20 protein-coding genes are annotated in these 17,414 nt (G+C 61.0%); 6 read left to right on the forward strand and 14 right to left on the reverse strand.

Translation table 11 applies throughout. The features are described from left to right. The first annotated feature begins 168 nt into the window (after positions 1–168). From ACW9IR_RS23965 to ACW9IR_RS23975, 3 genes are all read left to right on the forward strand, one after another. Positions 169–654 carry a GNAT family N-acetyltransferase gene (locus ACW9IR_RS23965; protein ID WP_102900416.1) on the forward strand — a complete coding sequence of 162 codons (486 nt, stop codon included), beginning with the start codon at positions 169–171 and terminating at the stop codon, positions 652–654. A gap of 142 nt (positions 655–796) precedes the next feature. Further along, a complete protein-coding gene (locus ACW9IR_RS23970; RefSeq protein WP_457465265.1) occupies positions 797–2,209 on the forward strand; it encodes a diaminobutyrate--2-oxoglutarate transaminase in 1,413 nt (470 codons plus the stop codon). Between the two features lie 83 nt (positions 2,210–2,292). After that, positions 2,293–2,517 carry an MbtH family protein gene (locus tag ACW9IR_RS23975; RefSeq protein WP_457465266.1) on the forward strand — a complete coding sequence of 75 codons (225 nt, stop codon included), beginning with the start codon at positions 2,293–2,295 and terminating at the stop codon, positions 2,515–2,517. 176 nt (positions 2,518–2,693) lie between these two features. Here ACW9IR_RS23975 and ACW9IR_RS23980 read toward each other — a convergent pair whose 3' ends face one another. Genes ACW9IR_RS23980 through ACW9IR_RS24015 form a run of 8 tightly spaced genes read right to left on the reverse strand, consistent with a single transcriptional unit; the run spans position 2,694 to position 8,945 of the window. Continuing rightward, on the reverse strand, positions 2,694–3,599 hold the full coding sequence (locus tag ACW9IR_RS23980; protein ID WP_457465267.1) for a metal ABC transporter substrate-binding protein: 906 nt from the start codon (positions 3,597–3,599) through the stop codon (positions 2,694–2,696). Further along, positions 3,600–4,499 (reverse strand): metal ABC transporter permease, encoded by a 900-nt coding sequence (locus tag ACW9IR_RS23985; RefSeq protein ID WP_007917717.1) that lies wholly within the window; start codon positions 4,497–4,499, stop codon positions 3,600–3,602. It abuts the gene before it with no gap. Next, a complete protein-coding gene (locus ACW9IR_RS23990) occupies positions 4,499–5,344 on the reverse strand; it encodes a metal ABC transporter ATP-binding protein (protein ID WP_457465268.1) in 846 nt (281 codons plus the stop codon). The genes ACW9IR_RS23985 and ACW9IR_RS23990 overlap by 1 nt, the downstream gene beginning before the upstream one ends. Continuing rightward, on the reverse strand, positions 5,341–6,270 hold the full coding sequence (locus tag ACW9IR_RS23995) for a metal ABC transporter substrate-binding protein (protein WP_034155183.1): 930 nt from the start codon (positions 6,268–6,270) through the stop codon (positions 5,341–5,343). Before ACW9IR_RS23995 ends, ACW9IR_RS23990 begins: the two co-directional genes overlap by 4 nt. Positions 6,271–6,305: 35 nt before the next feature. Continuing rightward, positions 6,306–6,881, reverse strand: coding sequence for a DUF6162 family protein (locus ACW9IR_RS24000; protein WP_457465269.1), 576 nt, complete (start codon positions 6,879–6,881; stop codon positions 6,306–6,308). Beyond that, a complete protein-coding gene (locus ACW9IR_RS24005) occupies positions 6,878–7,210 on the reverse strand; it encodes a hypothetical protein (protein WP_102900422.1) in 333 nt (110 codons plus the stop codon). The genes ACW9IR_RS24000 and ACW9IR_RS24005 overlap by 4 nt, the downstream gene beginning before the upstream one ends. Then, entirely contained in the window at positions 7,207–7,749 is a 543-nt protein-coding gene (locus ACW9IR_RS24010) for a thiamine pyrophosphate-binding protein (protein ID WP_102900423.1), read from the reverse strand. Before ACW9IR_RS24010 ends, ACW9IR_RS24005 begins: the two co-directional genes overlap by 4 nt. Further along, positions 7,746–8,945 (reverse strand): PepSY-associated TM helix domain-containing protein, encoded by a 1,200-nt coding sequence (locus ACW9IR_RS24015; protein WP_457465270.1) that lies wholly within the window; start codon positions 8,943–8,945, stop codon positions 7,746–7,748. Before ACW9IR_RS24015 ends, ACW9IR_RS24010 begins: the two co-directional genes overlap by 4 nt. Positions 8,946–9,353: 408 nt before the next feature. Here ACW9IR_RS24015 and leuC point away from each other — a divergent pair, with 408 nt between their 5' ends. Both leuC and leuD read left to right on the forward strand, forming a co-directional pair. Beyond that, positions 9,354–10,772 (forward strand): 3-isopropylmalate dehydratase large subunit, encoded by a 1,419-nt coding sequence (gene leuC, locus ACW9IR_RS24020; RefSeq protein WP_457465271.1) that lies wholly within the window; start codon positions 9,354–9,356, stop codon positions 10,770–10,772. Continuing rightward, positions 10,769–11,383: a 3-isopropylmalate dehydratase small subunit gene (gene leuD, locus ACW9IR_RS24025; protein ID WP_457465272.1), complete on the forward strand. Its 615-nt coding sequence runs from the start codon at positions 10,769–10,771 to the stop codon at positions 11,381–11,383. The genes leuC and leuD overlap by 4 nt, the downstream gene beginning before the upstream one ends. Before the next feature lie 126 nt (positions 11,384–11,509). Here the strand turns inward: leuD and ttdR are convergent, their stop codons facing one another. The 4 genes from ttdR to soxR form a co-directional block, all read right to left on the reverse strand. Next, positions 11,510–12,460: an L-tartrate utilization transcriptional activator TtdR gene (gene ttdR / locus ACW9IR_RS24030; RefSeq protein WP_457465273.1), complete on the reverse strand. Its 951-nt coding sequence runs from the start codon at positions 12,458–12,460 to the stop codon at positions 11,510–11,512. Between the two features lie 24 nt (positions 12,461–12,484). Further along, positions 12,485–13,360: an alpha/beta fold hydrolase gene (locus ACW9IR_RS24035; protein ID WP_110720992.1), complete on the reverse strand. Its 876-nt coding sequence runs from the start codon at positions 13,358–13,360 to the stop codon at positions 12,485–12,487. Between the two features lie 212 nt (positions 13,361–13,572). Next, the gene (locus ACW9IR_RS24040; protein WP_110720991.1) at positions 13,573–14,031 is read right to left on the reverse strand and encodes a VOC family protein; all 459 of its coding nucleotides are present in this window, start codon (positions 14,029–14,031) and stop codon (positions 13,573–13,575) included. 103 nt (positions 14,032–14,134) lie between these two features. Beyond that, on the reverse strand, positions 14,135–14,587 hold the full coding sequence (soxR, locus tag ACW9IR_RS24045; RefSeq protein WP_457465274.1) for a redox-sensitive transcriptional activator SoxR: 453 nt from the start codon (positions 14,585–14,587) through the stop codon (positions 14,135–14,137). A gap of 93 nt (positions 14,588–14,680) precedes the next feature. Here soxR and ACW9IR_RS24050 point away from each other — a divergent pair, with 93 nt between their 5' ends. Further along, on the forward strand, positions 14,681–15,034 hold the full coding sequence (locus ACW9IR_RS24050) for an antibiotic biosynthesis monooxygenase (RefSeq protein WP_457465275.1): 354 nt from the start codon (positions 14,681–14,683) through the stop codon (positions 15,032–15,034). On the opposite strand, the gene ACW9IR_RS24055 is transcribed toward ACW9IR_RS24050, so the two are convergent. Continuing rightward, on the reverse strand, positions 15,031–16,134 hold the full coding sequence (locus ACW9IR_RS24055) for a sigma-54 interaction domain-containing protein (RefSeq protein ID WP_110720988.1): 1,104 nt from the start codon (positions 16,132–16,134) through the stop codon (positions 15,031–15,033). The two genes, ACW9IR_RS24050 and ACW9IR_RS24055, sit on opposite strands and share 4 nt — an antisense overlap. A 36-nt stretch (positions 16,135–16,170) precedes the next feature. Further along, positions 16,171–17,358 carry an acyl-CoA dehydrogenase family protein gene (locus ACW9IR_RS24060; protein WP_457465276.1) on the reverse strand — a complete coding sequence of 396 codons (1,188 nt, stop codon included), beginning with the start codon at positions 17,356–17,358 and terminating at the stop codon, positions 16,171–16,173. Positions 17,359–17,414 lie beyond the last annotated feature (56 nt).

Consider the following 17,414-nt stretch of genomic DNA (forward strand, 5'->3'; position numbering starts at 1 on the left):
CTTTTGATTTTGTTTTTCAAGATCAAGATCAAAAGATCGCAGCCTTCGGCAGCTCCTACAGGAAATCGCGCCAGGCACATCAAATGTAACCTCTCGACGTTCGCTATCCGCTTGGCCTGGGCGTAAGGTCAACGCAGCTTTGACTCAATGGATTGAGGGAACTGCGCCATGGAAGCACCCATCTGCATTCGTCCGGCCATCCTGGCCGACGCCGGTATCATCAGCCGCATCATCGAACGTTCGATCCGCATCGGTTGTGCACTCGATCACCGTAACCACCCGTCACTGGTCAGTGACTGGATCGGCCAGCAGTCCGCCGATTTCATCAGTGCCCGGCTCGCCGATCCGCACTTCTATCTGTGTATCGCATTGCTGGCGGACAAACCGGTCGGTGTCGGCATGGCCCAGGCCGGTGGCGACATTTCATTGTGTTACGTGCAGCCGGAATCCTTTCGGCGCGGCGTCGGGCGGGCGCTGATGCAGGATCTGGAGGGCTGGTTGCGGGTTCGCGGAGTGCTTCACGCTGACCTCAACAGCACGCGCACCGGCCGCGCTTTTTATCGGCGTCTGGGTTATCGCGAGTCTGCGCCGCCCGTCGAATACCAAGGCTTGCAGACCCTGCCCATGCACAAGCCGTTGGCATCGCCGGTCTGACAACTCGATCACGGGCTAAATCCTCGGGCCCCTTAAGCGTTTCCAGAACAGGAAAACCTGCAAGTGCGCCCCGTGATCGGAATGCGCACCTGTCCGGTGTGCTGTTTTGGTCACTATCCATAGCCAATTGAGGGGTCGAGAGATGTCAGTCGCCACCAGCCTTATCGAAGAGTCGTCGGCTCGGGTTACTTCGGCGCCGGCCGAAACGTTGTACCAGTTCAGTGAATCGCCATTGCTGGCCCGTCAGGCTCAACAGGAATCCAACGCCCGCAGTTATCCACGACGTATTCCGCTGGCCCTGAAACGCGCCAAAGGCCTGTACGTCGAAGACGTCGAAGGGCGCACCTTTATCGACTGCCTGGCCGGTGCCGGCACGCTGGCGCTGGGGCATAACCACCCGGTGGTGATCGAAGCGATCCAACAGGTACTGGCCGATGAATTGCCGCTGCACACCCTCGACCTGACCACGCCGGTCAAGGATCAGTTTGTCCAGGATCTGTTCGGTCTGCTGCCGCCCGCCCTGGCGGCGCAAGCGAAAATCCAGTTCTGCGGGCCGACCGGTACCGATGCTGTGGAAGCGGCGCTGAAGCTGGTACGCACGGCGACCGGGCGCAGCACCGTGCTGTCGTTCTCCGGTGGTTATCACGGCATGAGCCAGGGTGCGTTGAGCCTGATGGGCAGCCTCGGGCCGAAAAAGCCGTTGGGCGCCTTGCTCAGCAATGGCGTGCAGTTTATGCCGTTCCCGTATGACTACCGTTGCCCGTTCGGCCTCGGTGGCGCGGCGGGGGTAAAGGCCAACCTGAGTTACCTGGAAAACCTGCTCAACGATCCCGAGGCCGGCGTGCAACTGCCCGCAGCAGTGATCGTCGAAGCTGTGCAGGGCGAGGGCGGTGTGATTCCGGCAGACATCGAGTGGTTGCGCGGCTTGCGCCGGATCACCGAGAAGGCCGGTGTGGCGCTGATCGTCGACGAGATCCAGAGCGGTTTCGCCCGCACCGGCAAGATGTTTGCCTTCGAACACGCCGGCATCACCCCGGATGTGGTGGTGTTGTCCAAAGCCATCGGCGGCAGCCTGCCGTTGGCCGTGGTGGTCTATCGCGACTGGCTCGACACCTGGCAACCGGGTGCGCACGCCGGCACGTTCCGTGGCAATCAGATGGCCATGGCTGCCGGTTCTGCGGTGATGCGTTATCTGGTTGAGCACAAGGTCTGCGCACACGCTGCTGCCATGGGCGAGCGCCTCAGCGAGCACTTGCGCATCCTGCAACGCGACTTCCCGCAACTGGGTGATATTCGTGGTCGTGGCCTGATGCTCGGGGTCGAGTTGGTCGAGCCGAACGGCACACCCGATGCGCTCGGTCATCCGCCGGCGTTTGCGCGACTGGCGCCGCTGGTCCAGCGCGAATGCCTCAAGCGTGGGTTGATTCTGGAACTGGGCGGTCGCCATGGCGCGGTGGTGCGTTTCCTGCCGCCGCTGGTGATCACTGCTGCCGAAATCGACCGCGTTGCGGAAATCTTCGGTCGCGCTTTGGCCGCCGCAACGGCTGCGCTGTAAATTTTTCGCCGCGCCGAACGTTCTTTCTACATACCCGGCTGCATCCCGCGTGCAGCCCACCCTTACAACGATGGAGAACCAGCATGACGTCAGTATTCGACCGCGAGGACATCCTCTTTCAGGTCGTGGTCAACCACGAAGAGCAATACTCGATCTGGCCGGACTACAAAGCCGTGCCGCAAGGCTGGCGCACTGTGGGCAAGAGCGGCCTGAAAAAGGAATGCCTGGCCTACATTGAAGAAATCTGGACTGACATGCGTCCGCTGAGCCTGCGCCAGAAGATGGAAGGGCAGGCCGCCGCGCAATAAGCGGCCGGGCAAAAAGAAACCGCTGGACTGGAGACAGTCAGCGGTTTTTTTTTGTCTTGGATTTGTGTTGCCCGGGCTGGCCTCTTCGCGAGCAGGCTCACTCCTACATTTGGAATGCGCTCCCCCTGTAGGAGTGAGCCTGCTCGCGATGAACGATAACGCGGTTTCAGCTGAAATTAAGCCCCGCTCAAACCCTTCAACACCAAATCCACATTGCCTTCCAGCTCTGCCACCGGATCCGCCGCATCCGTGCTCAGCACCACCAGATGGCTGCCCGACTCGGCAATTGCTGCCTTCACCGCGTCCGACGGCTGCCGATGATGCAGCACCACCGCGACATCATTGTCCTTGAGCGTTGCCGTGAGTTTTTTCAGATCCTCCGGCGTCCACTCCGCATCGGGTCGTGGATCCTCGCCGATCAGCTCCAGATTGAGGCTACCGATCAAGTAGCCGAAATGATCGCTCAAACTCATCACACTCAGATTGTCGGCGTTGGCCAGACGCGCTTCGCTGTCGGCGCTGAGCTTCAACAAACGCTGCTTCAACGTCGCCAGATTCGCTTCGATCGCAGGCTTGGCGCTAGGTGCCAGGCGCACCAGATCCGCCGCCATCACATCCGCCATGCGCCCCATGTTGTTGCTGGCCAGCCATGGCTGACTGTTCAAGCCATCGACCTTCAGATCCGGTTGCACGGCAATGCCCGGCAGGGCGCCGTCGACCGGGCGCGCCGCATCGACTTCAACGATGCGGATGTTGCTGCGGCGAGCGATCGGGTACAGCGGATCGTCGGCCCACAGCGAGCGCACACCGATCACCGCATCGGCGCCAGTTGCCAGTTTGCTCAGTGCCGGGGCGCCGCGACCGGTGAAATACGCGGTCTGACGGCTGCCCGGCAGGTTCGCCGGTGCCGCACGTTCAAGGTTGACGTCAGTGCCTTTGAGCAGTACTTCGCCCAAGCCGTAAGTGATTGGCAACGAGGCCAGCACGCGCAGCGGTTTAGCGGCTTCGGCAGCCATCAACGGCGTGCAGACCAAGCCGCACAGGGTCATGGCCAAGGTCAGTTTTCGCAGTGAAAAAGTCATTTATCCAAGATTCCCTTTCAGACTCGGGACAACCCCGCGCGCAATGGCGGCGAGGGCGAAGGCAATACCGGCAACCAGAATGATCGCGGCGCCGGACGGAATCGGCAGATCAAAGACGATCGGCGCCAGGATCCCGCACAGCGTGCTGACCGTGGCGATCAGCACCGAGCACCAGAAGAAGCCCTTGAGCGACTGGCTGAGCAAACGCGCCGCTGCCGCTGGAATCACCAGCAGTGCGCCAACCAGAATCGCACCGATGACTTTCACCGCCGCCACGGTGATCAGCGTCACCAGAATCACGAACAGATAATCCAGGGTCTTCACCGCCACCCCGCGCACGGCCGCCAGTTGCGGGTTGAAACTGGCGAGCATGATGCGGTTGTACAGCGGCAGGGCCAACGCCATGACCAGCGAACCGACGATGGCCAGCACCGCCAGATCGTTACCGTTGACCGTCAGCACTGAGCCGAACAACACGTTCTCGAGAATGTGCACATTGATCTTGCCCGCCAGAATCAGCAGCAGACTCGCGCCGAGTGCCAGCGACACCGACAGAAACACGCCGATCAAGGTGTCCGGCGCCAGACCGGTGCGGTTGCGCAGGTAATTGAGCAGAATGCCGAACAACAGGCAGTAACCGAACAGGCTGCCGTACGGCCCGGTGTAGGGTTCGCCGAGCAGGATGCCGATGGCGACACCGGTCAATGCCGCGTGGCCCACCGCTTCGGAGAAAAATGCGAAGCGCTTGACCACCACCAGCGTGCCGAGGCCGCCGAGTACCGGGCCGATCAACAGGCCGGCAAGCAATGCATTGACCACAAAGCCGTAGGCCAGCGCTTCCGGCAGATAACCGGACGAGGCCCAGCCTTGCACCATCAAACGAAAGGCTTCGTAACTCATCAGGCAGCGCTCCGTGGATGGGTCGAGAACAAGGTCAGCAGACGTTCCGGGGTCAGCGCCTGTTGTGGCATGGCGTCGAACAGCACACGACGGTTAAGGCCAGTGACCCGATCGGCCAGGCGCCCGACCGCTTCCAGATCGTGCTCGATCCACAGCACGGTGATGCCCGCCGCGCGCCAGTCATTGAGCAGGCGCTCGAACACCTGAATCCCGGCTTCATCGAGGGCTGACATCGGCTCATCCAGCACCAGCAATTGCGGCGCCGGAATCAAACCCTGTGCGAGCAGAACACGCTGCCGTTCACCCCCGGACAGCGCGCCCATGCGGCGCTTGCGTTTGTCCTGCATACCGACGCGCTCCAGCGCTTCGCCGATGGCACCGGCGTAACGCTTGCTCAAACCGAGGAACGCCGGGCGACGTTGACACATGGCCGCCATGAAATCGTCGACGGTCATTGGCAGGCCGCGATCGAACTCCAGCGCCTGCGGCACGTAACCGATGGTGCCGGGTTCGCCGGGCCATTGCAGGCTGAGCCGGCCCTGATGCGGCATTTGCCCGAGGAGGGTCTTGATCAGCGAACTCTTGCCGCCACCGTTCGGGCCGACCAGCGCGTGTACGCTGCCGGGCTGCACCTGGAAGGTGACCTTGTCCAGAATCGTCGTGCGCCCCAACGTCAGACAAACCTGCGCAAAATCCAAAGTCGGCCCCGAAACCTGTGGGAGCGAGCTTGCTCGCGAATGCGGTGTGTCATTCGATAAAGATGTTGGCTGACCTGGCGCCTTCGCGAGCAAGCTCGCTCCCACAGGGGATTCGAGTTCGTTCGAAATCGTTTCTTTGGAAGTCATGCGCCCGACTCCTGAATCGCCCGCACCACGGTGTTGAGGTTGCCGGTCATTTCCTTTTCGTACTTGTCGGCGGTGTATTCGCCGTAGGAAATGTGCGACAGCGGATACAGCTTCACCCCGGACTCACGCTGAATCGTTTCGACGTAAGTGGAGGGGAAATCCATCTCCGAGAAGATCACCTTCACGTCCAGTTCACGCAATTGGTCGATGGTCTTCTTCAACTGGCTCGGGCTCGGCTCAATGCCGTGCGCCGGTTCGACCACAGCAGTCACTTCCAGGCCGAACTCCCGCAGCAGATAGTCGTAAGCCGCGTGCACGGTGGCCACACGCAGTTCGGCGTTCGGCGCTTGAGTCAGTTTGGCCAGGGCATCGGCGCGCATCTGCCGCAGGCGTTTGCCATAGGCGCGGGCGTTCTGGGTGTAGGTCTTGGCGTTGTCCGGATCGAGTTTGCCCAGTTCGCGGGCGATGTTGTTGACCTGAGCGATGGAGGCGCTGATCGACAGGAACGTGTGCGGGTTCACCACTTTGCCGGCGCCGCGTGCGGCAACCCCGGTGGCGGCCAGCAACGGCACGTTCTCGTTGGCTTCGATGGTTTTGATGTTTGGCGTTTCGCTGGCGGCGATCATGCGGTCGGCGAAGTCGTCATGACCGACACCGTTGAGCACGATCACATCCAGCCCGCTGATGCGTTTGATGTCCTCGGCCCTTGGCTCATAAGCGTGCGGGTTGAAACCGGCAGGGATCAGTGGGACGACTTCGGCCTTGTCGCCGACGATGTTCGCCACATAGCTGTAATAAGGATGCAGGGTAATGCCGATGCGCAGGCGTTTGGCCTGATCGGCGCTGGCCAGTGGACTCAGCAGGCAGGCGCATAGGCCGAGCAGGAACAGACGCAACAATGGACGGCGAGGCGATGAAATAGACATGGGCAAACGGTCTTCTCTCGGATGAGGGCGAGGAATCAATGGCGATGTTCGCGGGTAACCCCGGCATCGTATTGCGCGACGATCTGTTTCCAGCCAGAGCCGGACAGGGCGGCTTCGGTCAGTTCGGTCGGAGCTTGCAGATTGGCATCGCGGTTGAGCCAGATGTCCGGCGCAGCCTTGTTGTCAGCGCTGAGCAACATCACGAACGAACCGGCGACGGCTGTGCTCTGGCTATGGCCGAAATAGGCGGTATTCCCCAGCAACTGCCAGGCATGCCCGCCACGGCTGACCGAACTCGCATCCCGGGCAAACGGCGCAAAGCCTTCGTCGGCCAGATTCTGCGGTGTCGGCAGGGCTTGCTGTTCTTCGCGCAGCAAACGGATTTCGTCGAGGGTCACCCGCAGGTCGGCGTAGATGCCTTGTTCCGAGGCACTGAGGTCGCGACGCGCGTCGAGTTGATTGGTGGCCACCGGCTCCGGTTCATGGGAAACCCCGCGCCACGCGACGACCGAACCGGCGACTGCCAGAATCAACAGGCACAACAGCAGCACATTGAGGGTTTCATGACCGGCACCGGCCGGACGCACGATTTGGGTGGTTGGCGTGCTCATGGGGCTTCGATATCCGCTTGGTCGATTTCCACCACGTGGCCTGGACCGGCGTCGAACAGCACGTAAAACTCGGCGCCGGGTTTCTTGAAGGTCAGGGTCGAATCACTGCCGAGTTTGCCCGGCACCAGAATGGTTTCGTCATAGCCGATCACATCGAGGGTCACCCCCGGCGCACCGCTGCCGTCGGAGAAACCACCGGTGCATTTGATCTGCTCGGCGTCGATGGCTTTGCATTCGCACATCGGGTTGTGGGCCAGCGCACTGGCACTGAAGCCGGCGCCGAGCACCAGCAGCACGGCGCTCAGCCGCAGGCGGAAAGGGCGGGTCATGGTTTGGCTCCTTGTTGGTTCAACCAGGCAATGGTGGCGGGGGAGGCCTGACTCAGAGGGATCGAAGCCTGATGCATGCTGCCGTCCCAGCCTTCCATGGTGATCCACAGTTCGGCGTCGGTTTTGGTTTTTTCCGGCACTGGCAATTGCGCACCCATGCGGTAGGGCGTACCGAAGAAAATCACCCCGGCGGCGCGCAGGCTGCGGGGTTTGCCGATACGCAGGTAGGTGGCTTTGACCTGGTCGATGCAGGCATCGCAGAGGGCGGCGTTGAAACCTTTCATATGGCCCGCCGGGCCTTCGAGGCGCGGCGCTTCGTTGCGCAGCTCGGCCAGGCGCAGGCTCCAGGGACCGACCGTGACTTCGCCGACTTCTCGTTCACCGAGGCCGATGTCACCCCGAAACAGCGCGGCATCGGCGAAGTACTTGGGCATGAAACCCAGCGGGATCAGGAGCAACAGCACGTTGATGTGAAAGCGCCATTTGTGCCAGAACAGGCTCAGGCGCGATGGTTGTGGCGCAGCAGTGGACTTGCTCACAGGTTGACCTCCGACGCTTCACGGTTCATGGCCGGTTGCGCCTGAACGCGGGATTTCTTCGCCTCACGCTTGAGTGCATTGGCCGTGGCCAGCGCAGTGCGTTTGGTCCAGATCAACAAACCGCTGAGCACCATCATGCTCAGTAACAAACCGAAGAAGAACCAGATCAGCTTGATCCACAGTCCGCCAAAGTCGCCGGTGTGCAAGGGGCGCATGGATTCGGTGACGAACTCCAGTGAGGTGCGATCGGACAACAGGCGCGAAGCGGCGACGTCACCGTTGAACGGGTTGAGGGTCGCGGTCTGGAACATCAGCGGATACCAGCCACGGCCGCCGAGGCTCATATGGCTGTAGGCATTGCCCGGCAAGCTGACGAAGCTGACTTCCAGACCGGGAATTTTTTCCTGAGCGACTTCGATCGCGTGATCCAGACTGATGCGCGGCGGTGGCGTGCCGTCGGCCGAGATCGGCACGGCTTCACGGGCCATCGCCGGAATGACCGGCTCGCTGGAGATGGAGATGTGGTTATCGAACAGCATCGCCTCGATCAGGAACCAGGTACCGGTGACCGAAATCACCGCAATAAACCAGATCGACCAGATACCGCTCAGGCGGTGGAAGTCGCCCCAGAAAATCCGCGCACCGTGGCGAAAACGCAGGGTCGGGCTGAAGAAACCCTTCCAGAAGCGTTTATAGACCACCAGCCCGGTGATCAGCGAGGCCAGCAACGGCAGACCGAGGAACGACACCAGGTACCAGCCCCAGCTGTAACCATTGGTGAACGGCACCAGCCACCAGCCATGCAGGGCACGGGTGAAGGCCTTGAAGTTGAAATCCGGTGCGCCGCCCTGAATCACGCCGGTGTACGGATTGACGTAAACGGTCTGCGCGCGCCCATCGGGGTAGCTGACGGCGACATCCAGGGCGAAATGCGATTCGTCGGGGCGACTGATACTTTGGACGACGGTTTGCGGTTCGGCTTTCTTGATAGCGGCGAGAATCTGGTCATAGCTGAGCAACGGTGCATCGTCCGCAGGCTGGCTGGCGCGCATCTGCGGGTTGGCCAGCCAGACGATTTCCTGGCTGACCACCGCCAGTGTCCCGGTCACGCAGACGATCAGAACAAAAAACCAGATCGGTAAAGCGAGCCAGCTATGCACCAGGAACCACAGTTTGGAGCGGGATTTCTTCGACATGATTGCGCGTCTTGTTGTCGGTGAAAGGGCGCGTGGCTACGGGCTTCGCAGCACGGGATCCCCGAACGACCGGTCGTGGCTTTTGCCTACGCGAACGGCCTGCATCTATATAGGACGGATGAGCGCGGAAAATCCCGAAAGGTGATATGAAAGCAAATGTTTCCCAGTTCGCAGGGTGTGAGAGATTCCACTGCAGGAGCTGCGGCACGCTGCGATCTTTTGATCTTGATCTTTAAAAACAAGATCAAAAGATCGCAGCCTCGTTGCACTCGACAGCTCCTACAGGGTTTTGCTGCGTACAGGGGATCAAACACGATTCATGGATGACGCCATCACTGTCAGGCAATTGATGGCCAGTCCACGCTCCCTATGATGTGAATCACCCGATTTCCCTGAGTGAGCGCCCTGATGAGTCCCAGAACCCTCTACGACAAACACATCGATTCGCACACGGTGTGCCGCCTCGACGATCAGGGCCATGTCCTGCTGTATATCGATCGTCAGGTGATCAACGAGTACACCAGCCCGCAGGCGTTCAGCGGTTTGCGCGCGGCCGGGCGCGATGTCTGGCGGCCGGGCACGGCGCTGGCGGTAGTCGACCACGTCAACCCGACCGCGCCTGTGCGCATCGCGACGATGCCCGACGCGGGCGGCGCCCGGCAAGTGTCGTATCTGGCGGAAAATTGCCGCGACTTCGGCATCGAGTTGCTGGACATCCTCGACAAGCGTCAGGGCATCGAACATGTGATCGCCCCGGAGCAGGGTTTCATTCTGCCCGGCATGGTGATTGCCGCTGGTGACAGCCACACCACTACCTATGGCGCGCTTGGCGCATTCGGTTTCGGCATCGGCACTTCCGAGATCGAGCATCTGCTGGCCTCGCAGACCTTGGTCTACAAACGTCTGAAAAGTATGCGCGTGACCGTGGATGGCAATCTCGCACCGGGCCTGACCTCCAAAGACGTGATCATGGCCCTGATTGGCCGCATCGGCGCCTCCGGGGCCAGCGGTTACGCGATCGAATTTTGCGGCTCGACCATCGATGCCTTGAGCGTTGAAGCGCGCATGACCATCTGCAACATGGCTGTCGAGGCCGGCGCGCGCGGCGCATTCATGGCCCCGGATGACAAGGTCTTCGCTTATCTCAAGGGCAAGCCGCGCGCGCCGCAAGGTGAGCTGTGGCAACGGGGCGTGAAGACGTGGCGCGAACTGCGCAGTGATCCCGGAGCGCGGTTTGACCGCGAGATACACCTCGATGCCAGTGTGCTGGAACCGATGGTCACTTGGGGCACGAGCCCCGATCAGGCCGCTGCTATCGGTGCACGGGTGCCGGATCCACAAGCGGTCAGCGATCCGATCCTGCGTCAGGACATGCGCCGCGCCCTCAACTATATGGGCCTGGAAGCGGGCATGGCGCTCAGCGACATCGTTATCAGCCACGCCTTTATCGGTTCGTGCACCAACGCGCGAATCGAAGATCTGCGTGATGCTGCCAGCGTCGTGCGCGGTCAGCACGTGGCCGGGCATGTACGGGCGATGATCGTCCCCGGCTCCAGCGAAGTTCGCGCTCAGGCCGAGGCCGAAGGACTGGCGCAGATCTTTATCGACGCCGGTTTCGAGTGGCGTCAGTCCGGCTGCTCGATGTGCCTGGCGATGAACGACGACGTGCTCGCCCCCGGCGACCGCTGCGCGTCCAGCACCAATCGCAATTTCGAAGGCCGTCAGGGCGCCGGTGCGCGCACTCACCTGATGAGCCCGGCGATGGTCGCCGCAGCGGCAATCAGCGGTCGACTCACCGATATCCGCCACTTTGGAGAACGCCCATGAGCTTGCAACCTTTCACGCAAGTCAGCGGCCAGGCCGCGCCGTTATTGGCGGCCAATGTCGACACTGACGTGATCATGCCCAAGCAATTTCTCAAAGGCATTGACCGGCAAGGACTCGATCGCGGGCTGTTTTTCGATTTGCGGTTTCTGCGCGATGGCAGCCCCGACCCCGATTTCGTGTTGAACAAATCGGCATGGCAGGGCGCAAGTTTTCTGCTGGTCGGGCCGAATTTCGGCTGCGGCTCCAGCCGTGAACACGCGGTCTGGGGGTTGCAGCAGATGGGTATCCGCGCGTTGATCGGCAGCAGTTTTGCCGGGATCTTCTACGACAATTGCCAGCGTAACGGGGTGTTGTTGATCACCCTGGAAGAGGTACAGGTGCAACGCATCGGACAGCTTGTCGGTCAGGCTGAAACGGCGCGGGTCAGTATTGATCTGGAGGCGCAGCGGATTAGTCTGGCGGATGGCACGGTGATCGATTTCCAGATCGATACGCTACGTAAAACCGCTTTGTTGCTGGGCCTGGATGCCATCGGCAGCACCCTGCAACGCCGCGAACAGATCAAGGCTTTCGAGCGCGAACATCTGGCCAACAACCCGTGGCTCTCCTGACCCACCGCTGATCCCCCTGTAGGAGTGAGCCTGCTCGCGATAGCGGCGGATCAGTCAGAATTGTTGTGTCTGACACACCGCTATCGCGAGCAGGCTCACTCCTACAGGGTTTTTTGTTGTTTCGGGTTACAGCGACAGGCTTTTGAAATGCGCCTGCAAAAACTCCACACACGCGCGCAATTTCCCGGAATGCGCCAGCCGTGTCGGGTACACCGCCCAGACATTGGCACTCTGGCTGTAATCCTCCAGCACCTGCACCAGGCTTCCTTGCTCCAGCAACGGCTTTACATCCCACAACGACCGCAACAAAACCCCACGCCCATCCAGCGCCCATTGCAAAACGATCTCGCCGTTGTTTGATGACAACGGCCCGCTGACCCGCACGCTTTCTTGTCCGCCATCGCGATCCAGATTCCAGATACCAAAGGCGTTGTCGCGCTCCTTGATCACCAGGCAATCGTGCTGCTGCAGTTCGTCCAGGGTTTGTGGCGTACCGCGACGTTGCAGATAACCGGGAGCCGCGCACAGCACTCGTCGATTACTGACTAGGCGTCGACCGATGTGCTGGCCGGGCAGGTCATCGCCGACGCGGATCTCCAGGTCGAAGCCTTCGTTGATGATGTCCACCACCCGGTCAAACAGGTCGAGGCGAATTTCCAGTTCTGGATAACGTTCGGCCAGCAACGACACCGCTGGGGCTACGTGATTGCGCCCGAAACCGAAGCTGCTGCAGATGTGCAAACGCCCACGCGGGCTGTCGTGGGCGTCGGAAAGTTCGTCGTGCAGTTGCTGAAAGTCATCGAGAATGCGCAACGCCCAGCGCTGCACGCGTTCACCGTCCTCGGTCAGCGAGACGCGACGGCTGGTGCGGTGCAGCAGGCGAGTACCGAGGGTGGTTTCAAGAATCTGGATGCGTTTGCTGACATAGGCCGGTGACAGGCCCAGTTCATCCGCAGCGGCGGCAAAGCCGTTCTTGCGGATCACGGTGAGCAGCACGCGCAGGTCTTCGGGCAGGGGCACGGTGTCTTTCTTCTGGGACATGTCAAAACGAACACTGGCGGCAGAGGCCGCCAGCATAGCACCGAGATCCAGCGGCTCGGCTCAGCGCAAAAAGGCCAGCGCTTCGGCCAGCAACAGCTCGGGAACTTCTTCGGCGAGGTAATGGCCGGCGGGCAGTGCCTGACCGCTGACGTCGGCCGCCACTTGCTGCCATTCCTTGAGCGGATCGAAGCAGCGTCCGACCGTGCCTTCCGCACCCCACAACACGCGTAACGGCAGAGTCAGGTGATGCCCGGCAGCGATGTCGGCGCGGTCGTGCGCAAGATCGATGCTGGCGCTGGCGCGATAGTCTTCGCAGATGCCGCGCGCGCTGCCCGGTTGTTGCAGGCAGCGCAGGTATTCGCCGAAGGCTGCATCGGTAAACGGCTTGAGCCCGGCGCTGCGGCTGCCCATCACACTGCGCAAATACGCTTCGGGATCGGCTTCGAGCAAGGTTTCCGGCAATGGCGCCGGGCGGATCAGAAAGAACCAATGCCAATACGCGCGGGCGAAGGCTTCGTTGGTTTGCGCATACATCGACAGGGTCGGCGCGATGTCCAGCAGCATCATCCGTTGCACGGCGGCGCGGTGGTCGAGGGCCAGACGATGGGCGACCCGTGCGCCGCGGTCGTGGGCAAGGATCGAAAATTCTTCGAAGCCCAGCGACTGCATCAGCTCGACATTGTCGCGAGCCATTTCGCGTTTCGAGTAATTAATGTGCAACTCATCGGCCGCCGGGCGACTGCTGTCACCGTAACCGCGCAGGTCAGCGGCGACCACGGTGAAGTGTTCGGCGAGTTGTTCGGCAATCTTGTGCCAGATCACGTGGGTCTGCGGGTGCCCGTGCAACAGCAACAGGCCTGGGCCGCTGCCGCCGAGGCGGTAGGCGATATCCACACCGTTGACGTGACGCTGGTCTTTGCGGAATCCGGCAAACATCGGGCTGATCCTTGTTCAGGGTTCTTGTTGCTGCATCCTGAGATTGTCCGGGGTTTGCGGCAAGGGGCAAAGCGTGGTGGGCAGGTTCATGAAGTGTGATGTGTATTGATAGTTATGGCCTCATCGCGAGCAGGCTCACTCCTACAGTTGGAATGCGTTCCCCTGTGGGAGCGAGCCTGCTCGCGAAGAGGCCAGTCCAGACACTGCAATGCTCAACCCTGCTGAAACATCTCCATCGCCCGCTGCTTGATCTGCTCTTCAGTCAGATCCTCCTTGCGCGAGGCAAGAAACCACAGATGCCCATACGGATCCTTCAACGTCCCGCTGCGATCACCGTAAAACTGATCCTTGACCTCGGACACCGTCGTCGCGCCGGCATCCAGCGCTCGTTGAAACGATTTGTCGACATCAGTTACATACAGATGCAAACCAACCGACACTGCTTGATCCGGATTGCTCAGTGGCCCCTGATCGCACGGCGAACCGAGCATGATCGCGCTGTCGCCAATGCGCAGTTCGGCATGGCCGATGCCGCCGTCGGGCATGGACAGGCGCATGACTTCGGTGGCGCCGAAGGCTTTTTTATAGAAGTCGATGGCCTCGGCGGCTTTATGGATGCCGAGATACGGGGTGATGCTGTGATACCCCTCGGGAATGGGTTTGACGCTCATGACGTTCTCCCTGATTGTTGTTCTATGAGATGCGGCTCCACCGGATTTGTGGAAAACCCACTATAGAACTGTCCTCGCCCTGCAGATTTTTGCCCGACGAGCGTCAGTCTTCGGGAAAGTGCGGCCCCGGTCCCTGTTCACCCAGCACATCGCCCTGATTGCGCAGCGGGCAGGCCTCCATCGACAGACACCCGCAACCGATGCAGCCATTGAGCCGATCGCGCAGTAGCGTCAGTTGCTCGATCCGTTCATCCAGCTCGCGGCGCCATTGCTGCGAGAGGATTTTCCAGTCGGCCGCGCTGGGCGCACGATCCTCCGGGAGGATTTTCAGTGCCTCGCCAATCTCCGCCAGCGGAATCCCCAGCCGCTGGGCGACTTTGATCAACGCCACCCGGCGCAGCACTTCGCGCGGATAACGGCGCTGGTTACCGGCATTGCGCTGGCTCTTGATCAAACCTTTGGATTCATAAAAGTGCAGGGCGGTGACGGCCACGCCACTGCGTGCTGCGACTTCACCGACGGTGAGCTGCTTGTGCACGGTTTCCTTGGTGATCATTGCAAAAATGCTCTTGACCTTGACTTAACTAGAGGTTTTACCCTGCAGGCCTTCGAGTCGCAAGGCTCGTCTTATGTTGAGTGGGGGTTTTCCATGAACAACCGAAGTTTTACCCAATTGATCGAATTTGAAATCGAACCAAGCCAACAACCCGCCCTGGTGACCGCGTTATCGATGCAGACCGAGCGCCTGGCACAGCGTTATGCCGGTTTTGTCAGCGCCAGTGTGCAGGCCAGTGATGATGGCCGGCGTGTGCTGAGTTTTCTCCAATGGCAGACCCGCGAGGCGGGGGAGGCGGCATTTCGCAGCTTCGAGAGCGGCGAGCAGGATTTCTGGCAACTGATCCACACCCATCAGGCGAAAACCATCACCTTCAATTCCTTCCAGGTGCTGAGCAGCATCGCCCGCAGTCACGACGATGCGCTGCACTGCCACTTGGTGGGCTAGATCGACAACTGGATCAAGCGCTCGCCTTGCAGATTTTCCGTGAGCCGCCGCTTGTTCACCGCCAGTTCACCGATCTTGATCAGCCTCGTGCGCGTGACGTTGCGGCTCAGACCGAGCAACGCGGCGGTGTGCACCTGGTTGTAATGGCAAAAGCGATACGCCGCGCGCAGCAAGGCGTCTTCGACTTTTTCGTGTAACGCGCCGGCCTGTTGCGCGAAGAGTTTTTGAAAGGCCTGTTCCAGCAGCGCCTCCGGTGAATCATCGGCACTGCTGTGATGATCGTCCGGGCGATCGATGCGCAGGTTCGACAGGCGCAAATCATCGCGTTCGATCACGCCATTACGGCAGATCAGCAGGGTGTGGTGGATAACGTTTTCCAGTTCACGAATGTTGCCCGGCCAACTGTAAGCACGCAGCTTGTGCTCGGCGCCGGGGCTGATGCTGACCCGCCCGTAACCGAGGCGTTGGCTGTAAGCCTCGATGAAATGGCGTGTCAGCGGCAGGATATCGCCGGGACGCTCACGCAACGGACTCAATTCCAGGTTGACCACATTGAGGCGGTAATACAGATCCTCGCGGAAATGGCCGGCATTGATGGCTTTCTCCAGCTGCACATTGGTCGCCGCCAGCACCCGCACATCGATAGGAATGCTTTTGCGCGAGCCGAGCCGCACCACTTCGCGCTCCTGCAAAACACGCAACAACTTGACCTGAATCGCCATCGGCAGATCGCCGATCTCATCGAGAAACAACGTGCCGCCGTCCGCCTCCTCAAACCATCCGGCCTTGGCGCTCAGCGCGCCGGTGAACGCGCCTTTTTCATGTCCGAACAATTCCGCTTCCACCAGCGATTCGGAAAACGCCCCGCAATTGACCGCGATAAACGGCCGATGACGGCGATTGCTGAGGTTATGAATATGCCGCGCCACCAGCTCTTTGCCGGTGCCGGTCTCGCCGATGATCAGCACGCTCGCTTCACTCGGGGCGACCTGCTGCAGATGCTCGAGCAGGGCCTGGGACTTCGGGTCTTCGAACACTTGCGCGGTGGCGCGGATCGACGTGGCGAGCGCGGGGGAGGGCGGTAGGGTCAGCAGTTGCATGGGCTCGTCCTTCTTTTTAGTTCAAATGCAGGCAGGTCAGGAATAGAAGGTCGGCACCGGCAGCGACTGATTCAGCGCCCAGTCGCCCAACTCATGGAGTTTGTAGTCCAGCGGGTCGTGCAGGGTTTGTGTGCGCAGGTTGCGCCAGTGGCGGTCGAGGCGCAGGGAGGCGTGGGTCGAGCGCGCGCCGGTCACTTCGAACAAACGGCTGCAAATTTCCAGGCCTTGGCGGCTGGCGGCGACTTTCGCGGTGGCAATCGCTGTCGCGACTTGGCCGCGCTCTTCGGCGCTGAGATTCGCGCCTTTGGCCCAGGCTTCATCGAGCAACGTCGCCGCGCGTTCGACCAACAGGCGAATGCCTTCCAGCGCCACCCAGAACTCGCCGTAATGCGCGAGCACGTAGGGATCTTCACGCACATCGCGCGCCGCGGATTTGTGCCAGAGCCGAGTTTCACTGAGGGTGTATTGCCGCGCCTCTTCGAAAGCGCCTTCGGCAATCCCGAGAAACATATGCGTGAAGGTCAGTTGCGCAATCAATGGCCGCAAGCAGGCGAACGGCGTGCTCAGCGGACCGGGATCGAGCAGCAATTCCGATTCTTCGACGCGCACCCGTTCGAACGTGGCGCTGCCGCTGTCGGTCTGACGCTGGCCGATGTTGTTCCAGTCGTTGTGCAGGGTGATGCCACTGCGGCCGCTGGGAATCGCCGCGATCAGCAACTTGCCGCCGGCGCTTTCATCGACCGCCGAAGCGATCAGCATTTGTGAGTCGCTGGCGCCGGAGCAGAAGCTTTTCTTCCCGGAAAACTCGCGCCAGCCACCGAGATCCTTGACCACGGTGCGGGTGTCCAGCGGGTTCAATGCGTTGCCCCAGAACCAGTTCTGCCGCGCGGTCTGTTCGAACCACGGCTGCCATTGATCCGGCCGGGAAAAAAGGCGCACGGTGGCGAGCATCAAATGATGAAAACCAAACACGTGGGCGATCGAGCTATCGACTTTGGCGAACTCGCGAACGACCTGCAGGGTTTCGCTCCAGCTTGCGCCGAGGCCGCCGTAGCGGGTGGGAATGCTCAGGGCCAACAAGCCACTGTCGCGCAGGGCATCGCGCTCGGCCTTCGGCGTGCCGCCGCGTTCGTCGCGTTCGACGGCGGTCAGGGCAAATCCGGCGGCCAGTTGGCGCGCGGTCTGCAGCGGGGATAATAAAGTACTTTGCGGTTTGGCAGTCACACCAACACTCCTGAATTCAAACTGCCCATGTAGGAGCTGCCGCAGGCTGCGATCTT

The organism is Pseudomonas sp. SDT291_1_S447, assembly GCF_054070155.1.